Raw genomic sequence first — 14,026 nt, forward strand, 5'->3', positions numbered from 1 at the left:
CCAGACACCACCCGCACCAGACACCACCCGCACTGACACCCTCCGGTTCGCGACGTCAAGGAGTCACAGCCCGATGAAGTACCTGACCGGTCACGGTCCCGCCACCGCGTTGTCCCGCCGGTCCTTCCTGGCCTCGGTGTCCGCGGGGGCGGTCGCGCTCGGCCTCACGGCCTGCGGCGACGACAGCACCGGCTCCACCGGCGGCGCCAGCACCACCGCCACCACCGGCTTCCCGCTCACGATCAGGGGTGCGGAGGGCGACACCGTCCTGAAGACGCAGCCGCAGCGGATCGTGACCGTCGGGTTCGAACGGGACACCGACGAGGCGGTCTCGCTCGGCGTCCTCCCGGTCGCGATCACACCGGCGACGAACTTCGACTCCGGTCTGCCGCCGTGGGTCGAGGCCAGGCTCACCGGCAAGAAGGCCCCGGAGCAGCTCAGCTACGAGGACAACCTGCCTTTCGAACGGATCGCGGCGCTGCGCCCCGACCTCATCCTCGCCACCGACAGCTACAGCCTCTCCGACGACTTCAAGAACCTCACCGCGATCGCCCCGACCCTGTCCTACGACAAGGACGTCTCCGAGGACACCTGGCAGACCCGGGTCACCCGGATCGGCCAGGCCCTCGGCCGCGATGCCGAGGCCAAGCGGCTCGTCGACACCGTCACCGCCCAGATCGCCGAGGCGAAGAAGAAGAACCAGGCGCTGTTCGCCGGCAGGACGTTCACCTTCAGCCTGCTCAACGCCGAAGGGGCGCTGGCCACCGTCGTCTCGCCCGACGACGCCTCCGCGCAGTTCCTCGCCGGACTCGGCCTGACCCTGTCGTCCAAGGTCACCAGCCTGCCGCCGGCGGGCCCGGCGGGCCGCGCGGTCGTCTCCGAGGAGCGCACCGAACTGCTCGACGCCGACATCGTGCTGTTCTCCTTCCGCGACGACGACGAGAAGGCCCAGATCCAGGGCAACCGGCTGTTCCAGGCGCTGCCCGCGGTCACCCGCGGCTCCTACGTCCCGCTGGACACCCCCACGGCGCTGTCGATGGCGTTCCCGTCGACCCTGAGCATCCCGTTCGCGCTGACGAACATCGTGCCGAAGCTGTCGGCCGCGGCCGGCAGGGCCTGAGCGTGTTTCCGGAGATCGTCGCCGGTGCGGGGGTCGTCGCCGACCACCTGCACCGGCACCACCGGGACCTGCGCGCCCGCCTGGTGTCCGCCGGCGCGCTGCTGCTGCGCGGCTTCGACGTCGGCGGTGCGGACGGGCTCGCCGCGGCGATCCGGGCGTTGTCCGGTGAGCCGCTGACCTACACCGAACAGTCGTCCCCGCGCAGCGTCATCTCCGGGGGGATCTACACGTCCACCGAGTACCCGCCGGCGGCGACGATCCCGTTGCACAACGAGATGTCCTACCAGGCGGTCTGGCCACGCACCCTGTTCTTCCACTGTGTGACACCGCCCGACACCCTCGGGGCGACGCCGCTGGCGTCCGTCCACGCCGTGCACGAACTCGTCGACCCGGACGTGCGGGCCGAGTTCGTCCGCCGCCGCTGGCTGGTCGCCCGCAACTACGGCGCGGACATCGGGCTGCGCTGGAACACCGCGTTCGGCACCGACAGCCGCGTCGAGGTGGAACGGTTCTGCGCCGCGGGCGGCCTGCGCGCCCGCTGGACCGGCCCGGACGGTGAGGGCCTGGCCACCACCGCGGTGCGTGACGCGGTGCACCATCACCCGGTCACCGGCCTCCCGTTGTGGTTCAACCATGTAGTGATATTCCATGAGAGCAGCCTGCCGCCCGAGATCCGCGAGGTGCTGCGGGAGAGCTACGGTCCGGACGGTTTCCCGAACAACGCGTTCTACGGCGATGGCGGGGTCATCCCCGACGACGTCGTCGCGCACCTGCGCCAGTGCTACCGCCGGGCCACGGTCCGCTTCGACTACCAGCCCGACGACCTGCTGATCGTCGACAACATGGCGGTGGCGCACGGCCGGGAGCCGTTCACCGGCCCGCGTCGGGTCGCCGTCGGCATGGCCGAGCCGTCCGCGTGAACGCCGGGACATCCGCGGTGTCGGTGGAACCGCCGGCACCTGCGCCGGCGGCGGTGCTGGGGGCACAGGCGGTGCTGGGGGCGCAGGGGGTGCTGCGGCGGTCGATGGGGCCGCACCGGGCACGGATCGCCGCCGCGGCGGGGCTGTTCATCGGCCATCAGAGCGGTGAGGCGCTCGTCCCGGTGCTCATCGGTGTCATCATCGACCGGGCTACCCGCACCGGCGACGGCACGGCCCTGCTGCTGTGGCTCGCCGTGCTCGTCGTGGACTTCCTCGCCCTGTCGCTGTGCTTCCGCTTCGGGATGCGGGTGGCGCTGTTCGCCGGGGTGCGGGCCGACCGCGCGCTGCGCCTGGCCGTCACCGCCCGCGCGCTCGACGCCCGCGGCCTGACCCGCACCGACCTGCTGCCCGGGGCGCTGCTGTCGATCGCCACCGGCGACGTGCGGCGCACCACGATGGTGAACTTCCTGCTGCCCCACGCCGTGGCCGCCGCGGTCGGCACCATCGTCGCGAGCATCGCGCTGCTCGTCGTCTCCGTCCCGCTGGGCCTGCTCATCCTGGTGGGCACCCCGCTGCTGTTGCTGCTCGTGCGCCGCCTGAGCGTCCCCCTGGAACGCCGGGCCGACGACCAGCAGGAACACGCCGCGCAGGCGGCCGCGACCGCCGTCGACCTGGTCCGCGGCCTGCGGGTGCTCAAGGGGCTGCGGGCCGAGCACGCCGGCCGCACCCGCTACCGCGCGGTCAGCGGCCGTTCCCTGAGCGCGACCCTGCTCGCGACCCGCGCCGAAGCCGGCCAGACGGCCGCGGTCAGCACCCTCAACGGTCTGTTCCTCGCCCTGGTCGCCCTGGTCGGCGGCTGGCTGGGCGCCCACGGCGACATCACCGTCGGCCAGCTGGTCGCCGCGGTCGGGCTCGCCCAGTTCCTCCAGGGCCCACTGGGCACCTTCGGGGACATCTCCGCGTCCATCGCCGCCGGACGAGCCTCCGCCGGCCGCATCGCCGGTGTCCTTGACGACCCCCCGGCGCTCCCCCCACCCCCATCCGCCCAGGACACCCAGCCGACCGCCACCGTCAAGGTCGAGCGGGACGGCGGTTCACCGGCAGGAGAGCCCCGCGGTGAGCTGGTGCTGGCCGCAGTGGACGGGGGCGGACTCACCGGCGCCGCGTTCACCGTGGCCGCCGGCGAGCTGGTCGGCGTCGCCTGCACCGACCCGGGCGCGGCCGACACCCTGGTCCGCTACCTGGCCCGCCAGGCCGATCCGTCCGGCGGTCGGATCCTGCTCGACGGCACCCCGCTGACCTGTCTGGAACCGGCGGTGCTGCGCCGCACACTGCTGGTCGCCCCGCACGAGGCCAGCCTGTTCGAGGGCACCGTCCGGGAGAACATCACCGCCGGACGCACCGGTGTGGACGTCGAACCGGCCGTGCGCGCCGCCCGCGCCGACGAGGTCGCCGCGGCCCTGCCCGCGGGCCTGGACACCGCCGTCGCCGAACGCGGCCGTTCCCTGTCCGGCGGGCAACGCCAGCGGGTCGCCCTCGCCCGGGCACTGCACGCCGACCCGCCGGTGCTCGTCCTGCACGACCCGACCACCGCCGTCGACAGCGTCACCGAGACACAGATCGCCGCCGGACTGCGTGCCCTGCGCGCCGGGCGCACCACCGTCGTCGTCACCACCAGCCCGGCGCTGCTGGCCGCCGCCGACCGGGTCCTGCTGCTGGCCGCGGGCCATCTCGACGCCGACGGTCACCACGACAGCCTTGTCCGTACCAGTGACACCTACCGAAAGCTTGTCCTGTCATGACCGAACCCCACCTGCTGCCGGTCGCCGACACCCGCCGGACCAGGACGGCGATGCGCGGCGTCCTGCGCGCACAGCGCACCCAGGTCTGGCTGGCCCTGGCCGCCCTGCTCGCCGCCGCCGGCTGCGGCCTGGCCGCCGCCCCCCTGCTCGGACACGTCGTCGACCTCGCCGCCGACCGGACGACCCGGGGCCTGGCCTGGCCGGTGGTGCTGCTGGCCGCGGCCGCCGTCGGCCAGGGCGCGGCCAGCTACGTCGGACTGCGCCTGGTCGCCCAGATCGGTGAACGTTTCCTCGCCGCCACCCGGGAACGGTTCGTCGACCGCGCGCTGGACCTGCCCCTGGAACGCGTCGAACGCGGCGGATCGGGCGACCTGACGTCCCGGATCACCGAGGACATCGCGATGGTCAGCGACGCCGTGCGCAGCGCCGTGCCCGAGTTCGTCTCCGCCGCCCTGGTCATCGTGCTCACCGTGGCTGGCCTGGCCGCCCTGGACTGGCGGTTCGGCCTGGCCGCGCTCGTCGCCGCCGTGCCCATCCAGGCCGCCACCACCCGCTGGTACCTGCGCCGCAGCGCACCGATCTACGGCGAGCGCCGCCGCTCCGCCGCCGGGGAACAGCAGCAGCTGCTCGACACCCTCGCCGGCGCCCCCACCGTCCGCGCGTTCGGCCTCGCCGACGACCACGTCGAACGCCTCGGCCACCGCGTCGACCGCACCATCGACGCGATCGCCGCCGTCACCTACCTGCAGACCCGGTTCTTCGGCCGGCTCAACATCGCCGAACTCACCGGCCTGGCCGCCGTGCTCGCGACCGGATTCTGGCTGGTCCACGACGGCGCGGTCAGCATCGGCACCGCCAGCGCCGCCGCCCTGTACTTCGCGAACCTGTTCAGCCCGATCAACGCCGTCCTGATGCTGCTGGACACGCTGCAGTCCGCCACCGCCAGCCTCGCCCGCCTCATCGGCGTCGCAGACCTCCCCGCCACCCCCACGCCGACCACCCTCCCCGCGCCGACGGTCGCCGGGCCGGCTGTTCCCACGCCGGCCGTCGCCGGGGCGCCGGACGCGCCGGCGGGATCGCTGGTCGCACGGGGGGTGCGCTACTCCTACCAGCCCGGGCACGAGGTGCTGCACGGGCTGGACCTGACCGTCCCGGCGGGCACGTCCGTGGCGCTGGTCGGTCCCAGCGGCGGTGGCAAGAGCACGCTGGCGCGCCTGCTCGCCGGCCTGCACCGACCGGACGCCGGCACCATCCACCTCGACGGTCGCCCGGTGGACGCGACCTCGCCCGCACCCAGCATCACCCTCGTCACCCAGGAGGTGTACGTGTTCGCCGGTACCCTCGCCGAGGACCTGCGCCTGGCCGCCCCCGACGCGTCCGACGACGCGCTGTGGGCGGCGCTGACCGATGTCGGCCTCGCCGCCTGGGCCCGCACCCAACCCGAGGGCCTGGCCACCGTCATCGGTGCGGACGGCCACGACCTCGACGCGACGAAGGCCCAGCAGCTCGCCCTGGCCCGGCTCGCCCTGGCCGACCCCACGGTCGCCATCCTCGACGAGGCGACCGCCGAGGCCGGCAGCGCCGGAGCCCGGCTCCTGGAGACCGCCGCCCGCCAGGTCACCCGCGGACGCACCACCGTCCTGGTCGCGCACCGCCTCAGCCAGGCCGCCACCGCCGAGCACATCGTCGTCCTGGACGGCGGCCACATCGTCGAGCAGGGCACCCACGACGCGCTGGTCGCCACCGGCGGCCGCTACGCCCAGCTGTGGCACGCCTGGTCCGCCAGCCGCGCCACCCCCAGCACCGCCACCCCCAGCACCGCCACCTCCGGCGACGGTGCGGGCCAGCGTGAGCGGGACATCCCGGTGACCGTCCGGGTCGGCGAGCAGGCACCATGACGATCCTGTCGGGTTCCGTCGTCGAGACCGGAACCGCCGCCGCGCCGGCCGACCGCACCCAGGCCGCCCAGCGTCGCCGCGGCACCGGGCTGCGTGCGGGCGGACTCGTACTGGCGCTCGCCGTCCTCGTGCTCATGGCCGGCCTGAGCCTCGCGTTCGGCGCGAAACACCTGCCGCTGGGCACCGTCTGGGACGCGTTGCACCGCGACGACGGCGGGCAGGCCGCCTACATCGTGCGGGAGGTGCGGCTGCCCCGGGTCATCCTCGGCGCGCTCACCGGGATGGCACTGGGCCTGTCCGGGGCGATCATGCAGGCGATGACCCGTAACCCGCTCGCCGACCCGGGCCTGTTCGGCATCGAGATCGGCGCGTCCGCCGGGGTCGTCATCGCCATCGCCCTGCTGGGCATCACCGCCCCGGTGGCGTTCGTCTGGTTCGCCCTGGCCGGTTCCGCCGTGGCCGCCACCCTCGTCTACTCCCTCGGCTCGGCCGGACGCTACCCCTCGCCGGACCGGATGGTGCTCGCCGGCGCGGGCGTCGGCGCCGCCCTCGCCGCGTTCGTCACCACCGTGCTCCTGCTGGACGGGCAGGCCTTCGACCGCTACCGGTTCTGGGTCATCGGCTCGCTCGCCGGCCGCGGCCTGAACCTGGTGTGGCAGCTCGGACCGTTCATCCTCGCCGCCGCCGTCGTCGCCCTCGGACTCGGCCGTGGTCTCAACGCCCTCGCCCTGGGCCAGGACACCGGTCAGGTGCTGGGCGTCAACGTCACCGCGGTGCGTGTCGCCAGCGCCGTCACGGTGATCGTGCTGGCCGGGACGTCCACCGCGATCGCCGGCCCGATCGGCTTCGTCGGCCTCGCCGTGCCCCACGTCGCCCGCCTGCTCGTCGGCCAGGACAACCGCTGGGTGCTGCCCTACTCGGCGGTGCTCGCCGCGATCCTGCTGATCGCCACAGACCTGATCGGACGTCTGATCATCGCCCCGAGTGAGCTGGAGGTCGGCCTCGTCATGTCCTTCGTCGGTGCGCCGGTGTTCATCGCGCTGTGCCGTCGACGCCGGATGGGCCGGCTGTGAGCGGCGGGCAGCTGCTCGGGGTGGCGTCCGGCCGGATCGCGCTGCGGGTGCGCCCCCGCACCCTGACGGTCAGCACCATCCTGGCCGTCGGGGTGCTGGTCCTGGGCGTCTGGACGTTGATGACCGGTGACTATCCGGCCAGCCCCGGCGAGGTCGTACGCAGCCTGGTCGGGCACGGCCCGCCCGGCCTGGAGGTGATCGTCAACCGGTTCCGGCTGCCGCGACTGCTGATCGCGATCGCCGTCGGTGCGGCCCTCGGCGTCGCCGGGGGCATCTTCCAGAGCATCTCCGCGAACCCGTTGGGCAGCCCCGACATCATCGGTCTGACCACCGGGTCGGCCACCGGCGCGCTCGCGGTCATCCTGGTGTTCCCGCACGCCGCCGTCGGCGTCCCGGTCGGCGCGCTGCTCGGCGGACTCGTCACCGCCGCGCTCGTCTACCTGCTCGCCCTGCGCGACGGGTCGCTGGGCAGCCGGCTGGTGCTCGTCGGCATCGGCGTCACCGCGATCCTCGAATCGGTCAACGGCTACCTGCTCAGCCGCGCGTCCCTCGCCGACGCCCAGGCCGCGCAGCTGTGGATCGTCGGCAGCCTCAACGGACGCGGCTGGAGCTACGCGTGGCCGGTGTGGGCCGCCTGCGGGGTGCTGGTGCCCGTCGCGCTGGTGCTGGGTCGTCCGCTGGCGATCCTGGAGCAGGGCGACGACACCGCCGCGGCACTCGGCGTGCCCGTGCGACGCACCCGCCTGTCGCTGTTCGGCTGCGGCGTGGCGCTGACCACGACGGCCACCGTCGCCGCCGGCCCCATCGCCTTCGTCGCCCTCGCCGCCCCTCAGATCGCCCGCCGCCTGGTCCGCCGCGCCACCCCCTCGCTGGGCTCCGCGGCCCTCACCGGCTCACTGATCATGGTCGCCGCGGACTTCGCCGGCCAGCACCTGTTCGGACGAACCCAGCTCCCCGTGGGCCTGGCCACCGGCGCGATCGGCGGCGTCTACCTGCTGTGGCTGCTCTCCCGCGAATGGCGCACCCGATGACACGCCTTCCTGGATGACACGCCTTCCTGGACGGGACGCCTTCCTGGACGGGACGCCGTGCCCGAGGGACGGCGCCCGGCGGGCCCGTTCGCGCCCGGTGGTAACGGCCCGCGCCGTGGGGCCCCTGGATATGAGGTGGCGCACATCGTTGAGCCGTCCCCGTCCCGTGGCCGTGGGAGTCAGCGTGGGCGGCTGCCTCGGAGGAGCCGCCTGCTCCACGGGCTCGAGTGACCTGGTGGGTCACGACGGGACGCGGCGGATACGGATACTGGCGACAGCCCGTATTTCGTGACCGGGGATCGCACACTGGGAACCGGTGCGCGCAAGCGCTGATCGCCGGGTGGGCGCGCGCACCGCCCACCCGCGGACAGCCGGAGGTGAGGAAGCCCATGTTCGACCATTTCGTGCTCTCGGTACTGGGCGTCCCGCTGCTCACCCTGCTCGGCACCTGGCTGCTCGCCGAGCGTATCCGCCCCGATCTCGCCGCACCGGTGATCACCTGGTCGGCCGTGGTCGTCGCCGTGTCGAGCTTCGTCAACATCATCGCCTTCTCGCTCAAGGCGGCCGCGGAGACCTCCACCGTCGCCGACCTCGGCGACTGGTCCGATCAGGTCGTCCGCGCCGACACCCGTCACGTCGCCTGGGTGTCGGCCGTCGCCGTGGTGTGGACCGCCGTGGCGACCGCGTTCGTCGTCCACGGCTACCTGCGCTACCGCCGCGCCCTGCGCACCGCCTGGTCCACGGTGGACGGCCTGAGCTCCGCCGGTGTCGTCGCCGACGACACCGAGCCCACCTCTGGTGCTGGTGCCGGGGCTGGTGCCGGGGCCGGTCGGATCAGGGCCGGACGCGACCTCGGCGCCGCCTCCGGTTCCGACCTCGGTGTCGAGGTCGTGCTGGTGGCGGACCCGCGCGTCGAGGCGTTCGCGCTTCCCGGCCGCCCGGGCCGACACGGCCGGCCGGGCCGGGTCGTGGTCACCACCGGCCTGCGTTCCGCCGTCGACGCGGACATGCTCGAGGCGATCATCGCCCATGAACGCGCCCACCTCACCAGCCATCACCACCGCCTGGTCTGGCTCGCCCGCTTCGCCGGCCTCCTCCAGCCGATCCTGTGGCCGATGACCCGCAAGGTCGAGTACCTGATCGAACGCGCCGCCGACGAGGCCGCGGCCCAGGTCGTCGGCGACCGCGCGGACGTCGCCCGCGCCATCGCCCACGCCGCCCTCGCCGCCGTCGACCCCCTGACCTCCAGCTCCCACGACGGTCCGGACGCGCAGGCCCCCACCGCACGCGGCGTCTACCTGGCCATCAGCTCCCCACCACAGGTGGTTCCCCGCCGGATGGCCGCCATGACCCGTCCCCCCAGGTCTCGTCGCTGGCTGCTCGCCACCCCGCTCCTGCTCGCCGCCGGCACCGTCGTCTGGACCGGCGAATGCGTCTACGACCTGAACGAACTCCTCATCACCGCCAGCAGGGACGGCCGACGGCTTTGACGCTCCCCTGACGCTGCCGAATCGCGGCCATGATCACGGTATGCCGAGGGTTGTTCGAGGATGCGGGTGCCGCTGTACCGAACACCCCTCGGCATGGGACCGCACAACCCTCGGCAGGCGGCGAGGCGAGCGGCGTGCCCGTCCAGAAGCTGGTTGATCGTGACCAGGGGCGATCGACCCCTCGCGCGCAGGTGAAGGCGACGGGCCGGTGGGTTAGTCGGCTGGTGGGGCTGGGCGGTCGGCTGGTGGGGCTGGGCGGTCGGCTGGGCGGGCGTCGAGATCGGACAGCATCTGGCGGATGAGGTGCTCGTCCCGCTTGGACAGGGAGCCGAGGAAGCGACTCAGGACGATCTCCCGGTCGGGTTCGCCGTCGATGATCTGGTGGAGGCGGCGGACCGCGAGGCCCGGCTCGTCGGCGACCGGTCGGTAGGCGAAGGCGCGGCCCGCGCGCTCCCGTTCGACCAGGCCCTTGTCGTACAGGCGGGTCACGATGGTCAGGACGGTCGTGTAGGCGAGGTCGGAGCCGACCAGCGGCTGGATCTCCCGCGGTGTCAGGGGGCGGCCGGCGGCCTGCAGAAGCCGCATCACCGAACGTTCGAGGTCACCCGACGGTCGCTTCGCCCGTACCATCCGTCCTCCGCCCGACCATCATGGGCCGACACCCCTGCTCTCCCGAGCTTCTCATGATCACCTGTGCGTCACCTGTCAGCCTCCACCGTTCGTGGGCGGAAAAGTCAACAGTCGCATCGGCGAGAAGTATCGCCAGGACGCGGACCTGCGCATCCGCTCCCGGCCTTGGGTCCCCGGCGCCCGTGTGTGACGATGTGCCAGGACCGCGTCCGTACCGGACGCGAACACGGTGCGGCGAAGTCAGCAGGACCGCGTCCGTACCGGACGCGAACACGGTGCGGCGAGGTCAGGACGATCCGCGGGGTCCAGAGAGCAGGAGGACGGGATGTCGTCGCAGGGCGGGCCGGCCGGCGATGGATCCTTCGAACGGGCGATGACCGCCTACTACCTGCAGCCCGACGGTGCGCGCGTGCCGTTCACCGCGACGCTCGGCTTCGACCGGGCCGACCCGTACGCCGTGCGCCTGCGCCTGCGCACCACCGACATCCGCACGGTGACCTGGACGTTCGCCCGCCAGCTGCTCATCGACGGGGGTCGTCGTCCCGCCGGGGTGGGTGCGGTCGAGGTGCGCCCGGCCTTCCACGGCGAGAGCCGGCTGCTCGCCCTGTCGTTCACCTCCGCCGCCGGCCGCGCCGAGGTGCAGCTTCCCTACCCGACGGTCGTCGCCTTCCTGCGGGACGCCTACGAGGCCGTCCCCCCCGGCGCCGAGGGCGACCACGTCGACTGGAACGCCGAACTGGCCCGTCTACGTGGAGAAGTCGAGTAGTAGCGCCGTGTATCCCAGTTGTCCATGGCGCGGTGCCGCCGAGATCTCAGCGGCGATCCGCGCCTGCTGGGCCACCTTCCTCACCGACACCGGTCTCACCCTGCGCCCCGCCCGGTAGTCCGCCCCGCCTGGTAGCCCGTCCCGCCCTTGAGACCGCTGCGCATGTCGAGGCCGGCCGCGGTCACGGCGCCCAGAACGCGCAGGGTGCGGGTGCGTTCGGTGGCGGTGCCGACCAGGCTGACGAGGATGTCGGTGGCGCCCAGGGCGGCGTAGGCGGCGAGGTCGGCGACGACGGTGTTCTCGTCGCCGACGACGGCGATCGCGCCGGGCCCGGCGAATCCGTCGCGGTCGAGTGCGCCGCGGTAGGAGGGCAGCCGGGCGTAACCGTCGTACTCGACGTCCAGGCCGGTGCGCACCCGTTCCGGTTCGGCGGTGACCGCCACCGGCAGTCCCACGACGACCCGCGGCGTCGGACGGCCCGAGGCCCGGGCGGCCGCGCCGATGCGCGGCACCACGTGATCACCGATGGTGCGGGGGCCGGCGAGGAAGGTGATGGTGCCGTCGGTGCGCCGTCCGGCCAGGTCCAGCATCGCCGGGCCGAGCGCGCCGAGAAGCACCGGGACGCGGGCCGTCGCACCCGGCACGGCACTGTCCGTGGCCTGGGAGCCTGGCCCGGTGGCACCGGGAGCGGCGCGGCCCGACAGGATCGGCAGCAGGGTGTCCAGATGTGCGCGCAGCGCCGCGACCGGCCGGTGGAACCGCTGGCCGTAGACCTCCAGCAGACCGAGGTGGCTGACCCCGAGGCCGAGGGTGAACCGTCCGTGCGCCGCGGCCTGCGCGGTGAGTGCCTGCGCGGCCAGCACCCGCGGGTGACGCGGCTGGACGACCACGACGGACGTTCCCAGCTCGACACCGGGTACCTCCCGGGCGATCGCGGTCAGCACACCGACCGCGTCGTAGCCGTACCCCTGGGACAGCCACGCGGTGGGCACCCCGGCGGCGGCGACCGCCCCGGCCGCCGCGACGAGATCATCGACAAGGTTGCCGGAGCTGGGAGTGCCCAGCCCGGCGGCGAGGTTCACACCGATACGGATCACGCGACCCAGCCTCGTCCGACCCGCCACCGCGAACCAGGAGCCCACCGATGGTGCAAGTGACAGTGACAGGCTCCGCGGCCCGGCGGCGCGAGCTGGGTGCCTGCCTGCGCGCCTACCGCCACCTGATCGAACCCGAGAGCGTCGGGCTGCCCGGTGGCGGTCGGCGCCGCACCCGCGGCCTGCGCCGCGAGGAGCTGGCCGCCCTGGCTGGCGTCAGCCTCACCTGGTACACCGGGTTGGAACAGGGCCGGGTGACACCGTCCGGGCAGGTCCTCGACGCGGTGGGTCGGGTCCTGTCCCTGGACGCGGTGGGCCGCGCGCACCTGCGCCGTCTCACCGCGCCGCAACCACCCCTCGCCCATGACGGGGACGCGTTGGTGGGGCTGCTGCGGACCTGGCCGGTCACCCCCGCGGCGTTGCTCGACGGTCGGCTCGACGTGCTCGCCACCAACGCGGCGTGGAACCGCGTGTTCGGCGATCCCGGCGACCACGAGCCGGCCACCCGCCACGTGCTCTGGCTGCTGGCCATGACGTCCGCCCCGGTGGCCGCGCTGCTGCCGGCACTGGCCCGGCAGTTCCGGATGGCCGCGAACCTGCACGCCGACGACGCGCGGATCACCGAGATCGGCCGGCTGCTGCGGGCCGACCATCCGAGGCTGCGACCGTGGTGGGACTGCCGCGGCGTCGGCGCGTTCGGTCACCCGTCGCTGCGGCTCGACGGCCAGCCGGCCACCGCCCATCTGCTGCGTCCCGCCGGCGGGACCGCCAGCTCGATCCTCGTCCTGGCCCCCGCCGTGTGAGCCGCGGCGGGGACGTGTTCACAGCCAGCCGCGTCGGCGGAAGAGCACGAACAGGATCGTCATGGAGATCAGGAGCAGGGCCAGGTCCACGGCGAAACCCCAGTCCTCGCCGTTGCCGGGGAAGGGCACGTTCTGCCCGAAGAAGCCGGTGACCAGCGTCGGTACGGCGATCACCGCCGCCCAGCCGGTGAGCTTCTTCATGACCAGGTTCATCTGGTTGCTCTGGATGGTCAGGTTCGTGTCCAGCACCGAGGTGATCAGATCACGCAGGCTGTCGGCCCATTCGGTGACGCGCAGAACATGGTCGTGGACATCCCGGTAGGACGCGACCAGCCCGTCGGTGACGAGTCCGACCTCCGGACGCATCAGCGCGGACAGCGCGTCGCGCATCGGCACCACCCGGCGCCGCAGCAGCACCAGGCTCTTGCGCAGCTCGAAGCTGCGCCGGTGGACGGCCTGCTCCGGTGTCCGCTCGTCGAACAGCATGTCCTCGAGGTCCTCGCTGGCGTCGTCGAGGACCTGCGCGGCCGCGAGATACCCGTCGGCCACCTCGTCCACCAACCCGTGGACGAGGTGGCCGACACCGTGCGCGGCCAGCATCCGCCCGTCCCAGCGCCGGGTGACGGCATCCATGTCGAAACCATCGTCCGGGCGGACGGTGACCAGGGTTCGCCCGGCGATGAAGGCCGAGATCTCGTGGCTGGTGAGCTCCCCGGTGGACGCGTCGACACGCACCGCGTAGGTGTTGAGGAACAGGTGGGACGGATACCGGTCGAACTTCGGCCGTTCGCCCGCGGCCAGCGCGTCCTCGACGGCGTGCGCGTCCAGCCGCAGTTCGTGCGCGACCAGGCGTACCTCGTCCGGTCCCGGGGCGCACAGATCCACCCAGACGATGACGTCGTCCTGCTCGCGGTAGCGATGCAGCTCGGTGAGCGGAAAGTTCTCCTCGGCCAGGACCCCGGACCGCCAGGCCCGTGTCCCCGTCCGCACCGGCGTTACCGTCACGGCCATCGTTCTCCTCGCCTCGATCCCTCGACCCCGCCCACGCCCCGACCGGTCCGCGCCCCCCGCCCGACCGGTCCGCGCCCCCCGCCCGACCGGTCCGCGCGCCCCGCCCGACCGGTCCGTGCGACCGGTCCGTGCGACCTGCCGCGCCGCCGGTGCGGCCCGTCCGCGGCATTCGACCCGCCAGCCGTGTCACCCGCTGGGGGTGTTGTCCGACTATGCCTGTGGACCGCATTACCCGGCTGTCGCCCCGCAACTCGCCCGCGGCTGTGACCGGGAAACGTAGCGCGCGGGCCCCGTCCTTCAGGGCGGGGCCTGCGCGTCAACTCGGCTGCCAGAATGACCGGGGAATCGTGTGTTCTGTCAGGTGTGGGAAGTCGGGTGGTGAAGCGGG

12 protein-coding genes are annotated in these 14,026 nt (G+C 73.4%); 9 read left to right on the forward strand and 3 right to left on the reverse strand.

Going from position 1 to position 14,026, the window contains the following annotated elements; all coding sequences use genetic code 11:
• The first annotated feature begins 73 nt into the window (after positions 1–73).
• From MXD61_RS17730 to MXD61_RS17760, 7 genes are all read left to right on the forward strand, one after another.
• Complete coding sequence (locus MXD61_RS17730) at positions 74–1,120, forward strand: ABC transporter substrate-binding protein (RefSeq protein ID WP_248814595.1); 1,047 nt, start codon at positions 74–76, stop codon at positions 1,118–1,120.
• Positions 1,117–2,040, forward strand: a complete 924-nt coding sequence (locus tag MXD61_RS17735) for a TauD/TfdA family dioxygenase (RefSeq protein ID WP_374629137.1) — start codon at positions 1,117–1,119, stop codon at positions 2,038–2,040. The genes MXD61_RS17730 and MXD61_RS17735 overlap by 4 nt, the downstream gene beginning before the upstream one ends.
• Positions 2,041–2,144: 104 nt before the next feature.
• Positions 2,145–3,842, forward strand: coding sequence for an ABC transporter ATP-binding protein (locus MXD61_RS17740; protein ID WP_251080150.1), 1,698 nt, complete (start codon positions 2,145–2,147; stop codon positions 3,840–3,842).
• Positions 3,839–5,740 (forward strand): ABC transporter ATP-binding protein, encoded by a 1,902-nt coding sequence (locus MXD61_RS17745; protein ID WP_248814598.1) that lies wholly within the window; start codon positions 3,839–3,841, stop codon positions 5,738–5,740. Before MXD61_RS17740 ends, MXD61_RS17745 begins: the two co-directional genes overlap by 4 nt.
• A complete protein-coding gene (locus tag MXD61_RS17750) occupies positions 5,737–6,813 on the forward strand; it encodes an iron ABC transporter permease (RefSeq protein WP_248814599.1) in 1,077 nt (358 codons plus the stop codon). The genes MXD61_RS17745 and MXD61_RS17750 overlap by 4 nt, the downstream gene beginning before the upstream one ends.
• Positions 6,810–7,844 carry an iron chelate uptake ABC transporter family permease subunit gene (locus tag MXD61_RS17755; RefSeq protein WP_248814600.1) on the forward strand — a complete coding sequence of 345 codons (1,035 nt, stop codon included), beginning with the start codon at positions 6,810–6,812 and terminating at the stop codon, positions 7,842–7,844. Before MXD61_RS17750 ends, MXD61_RS17755 begins: the two co-directional genes overlap by 4 nt.
• A 389-nt stretch (positions 7,845–8,233) precedes the next feature.
• Complete coding sequence (locus MXD61_RS17760; protein WP_248814601.1) at positions 8,234–9,334, forward strand: M56 family metallopeptidase; 1,101 nt, start codon at positions 8,234–8,236, stop codon at positions 9,332–9,334.
• Between the two features lie 213 nt (positions 9,335–9,547).
• On the opposite strand, the gene MXD61_RS17765 is transcribed toward MXD61_RS17760, so the two are convergent.
• Positions 9,548–9,964 carry a BlaI/MecI/CopY family transcriptional regulator gene (locus MXD61_RS17765; protein ID WP_285223304.1) on the reverse strand — a complete coding sequence of 139 codons (417 nt, stop codon included), beginning with the start codon at positions 9,962–9,964 and terminating at the stop codon, positions 9,548–9,550.
• Between the two features lie 325 nt (positions 9,965–10,289).
• On the opposite strand from MXD61_RS17765, the gene MXD61_RS17770 reads away from it, so the two are divergent.
• Positions 10,290–10,730 carry an SsgA family sporulation/cell division regulator gene (locus tag MXD61_RS17770; RefSeq protein WP_248814603.1) on the forward strand — a complete coding sequence of 147 codons (441 nt, stop codon included), beginning with the start codon at positions 10,290–10,292 and terminating at the stop codon, positions 10,728–10,730.
• A 95-nt stretch (positions 10,731–10,825) separates the two neighbouring features.
• Here MXD61_RS17770 and MXD61_RS17775 read toward each other — a convergent pair whose 3' ends face one another.
• Positions 10,826–11,827 carry a TIGR03564 family F420-dependent LLM class oxidoreductase gene (locus MXD61_RS17775; protein ID WP_308222780.1) on the reverse strand — a complete coding sequence of 334 codons (1,002 nt, stop codon included), beginning with the start codon at positions 11,825–11,827 and terminating at the stop codon, positions 10,826–10,828.
• A 47-nt stretch (positions 11,828–11,874) separates the two neighbouring features.
• Here MXD61_RS17775 and MXD61_RS17780 point away from each other — a divergent pair, with 47 nt between their 5' ends.
• Positions 11,875–12,627 carry a helix-turn-helix domain-containing protein gene (locus MXD61_RS17780; RefSeq protein ID WP_248814604.1) on the forward strand — a complete coding sequence of 251 codons (753 nt, stop codon included), beginning with the start codon at positions 11,875–11,877 and terminating at the stop codon, positions 12,625–12,627.
• Between the two features lie 18 nt (positions 12,628–12,645).
• On the opposite strand, the gene MXD61_RS17785 is transcribed toward MXD61_RS17780, so the two are convergent.
• A complete protein-coding gene (locus MXD61_RS17785) occupies positions 12,646–13,617 on the reverse strand; it encodes a magnesium transporter CorA family protein (RefSeq protein ID WP_248814605.1) in 972 nt (323 codons plus the stop codon).
• Positions 13,618–14,026: the final 409 nt, after the last annotated feature.

This window comes from Frankia sp. AgPm24, assembly GCF_023243055.1.
GTDB classification, from domain to species: domain Bacteria; phylum Actinomycetota; class Actinomycetes; order Frankiales; family Frankiaceae; genus Frankia; species Frankia umida.

What these genes read in the sequence shown, in the direction of transcription:
- MXD61_RS17730 (WP_248814595.1), top strand. Translation starts at nt 74, where the DNA reads ATGAAGTACCTGACCGGTCACGGTCCCGCCACCGCGTTGTCCCGCCGG.
- MXD61_RS17740 (WP_251080150.1), top strand. Translation starts at nt 2,145, where the DNA reads ATGGGGCCGCACCGGGCACGGATCGCCGCCGCGGCGGGGCTGTTCATC.
- MXD61_RS17745 (WP_248814598.1), top strand. Translation starts at nt 3,839, where the DNA reads ATGACCGAACCCCACCTGCTGCCGGTCGCCGACACCCGCCGGACCAGG.
- MXD61_RS17750 (WP_248814599.1), top strand. Translation starts at nt 5,737, where the DNA reads ATGACGATCCTGTCGGGTTCCGTCGTCGAGACCGGAACCGCCGCCGCG.
- MXD61_RS17760 (WP_248814601.1), top strand. Translation starts at nt 8,234, where the DNA reads ATGTTCGACCATTTCGTGCTCTCGGTACTGGGCGTCCCGCTGCTCACC.
- MXD61_RS17765 (WP_285223304.1), bottom strand. Translation starts at nt 9,964, where the DNA reads ATGGTACGGGCGAAGCGACCGTCGGGTGACCTCGAACGTTCGGTGATG.
- MXD61_RS17770 (WP_248814603.1), top strand. Translation starts at nt 10,290, where the DNA reads ATGTCGTCGCAGGGCGGGCCGGCCGGCGATGGATCCTTCGAACGGGCG.
- MXD61_RS17780 (WP_248814604.1), top strand. Translation starts at nt 11,875, where the DNA reads ATGGTGCAAGTGACAGTGACAGGCTCCGCGGCCCGGCGGCGCGAGCTG.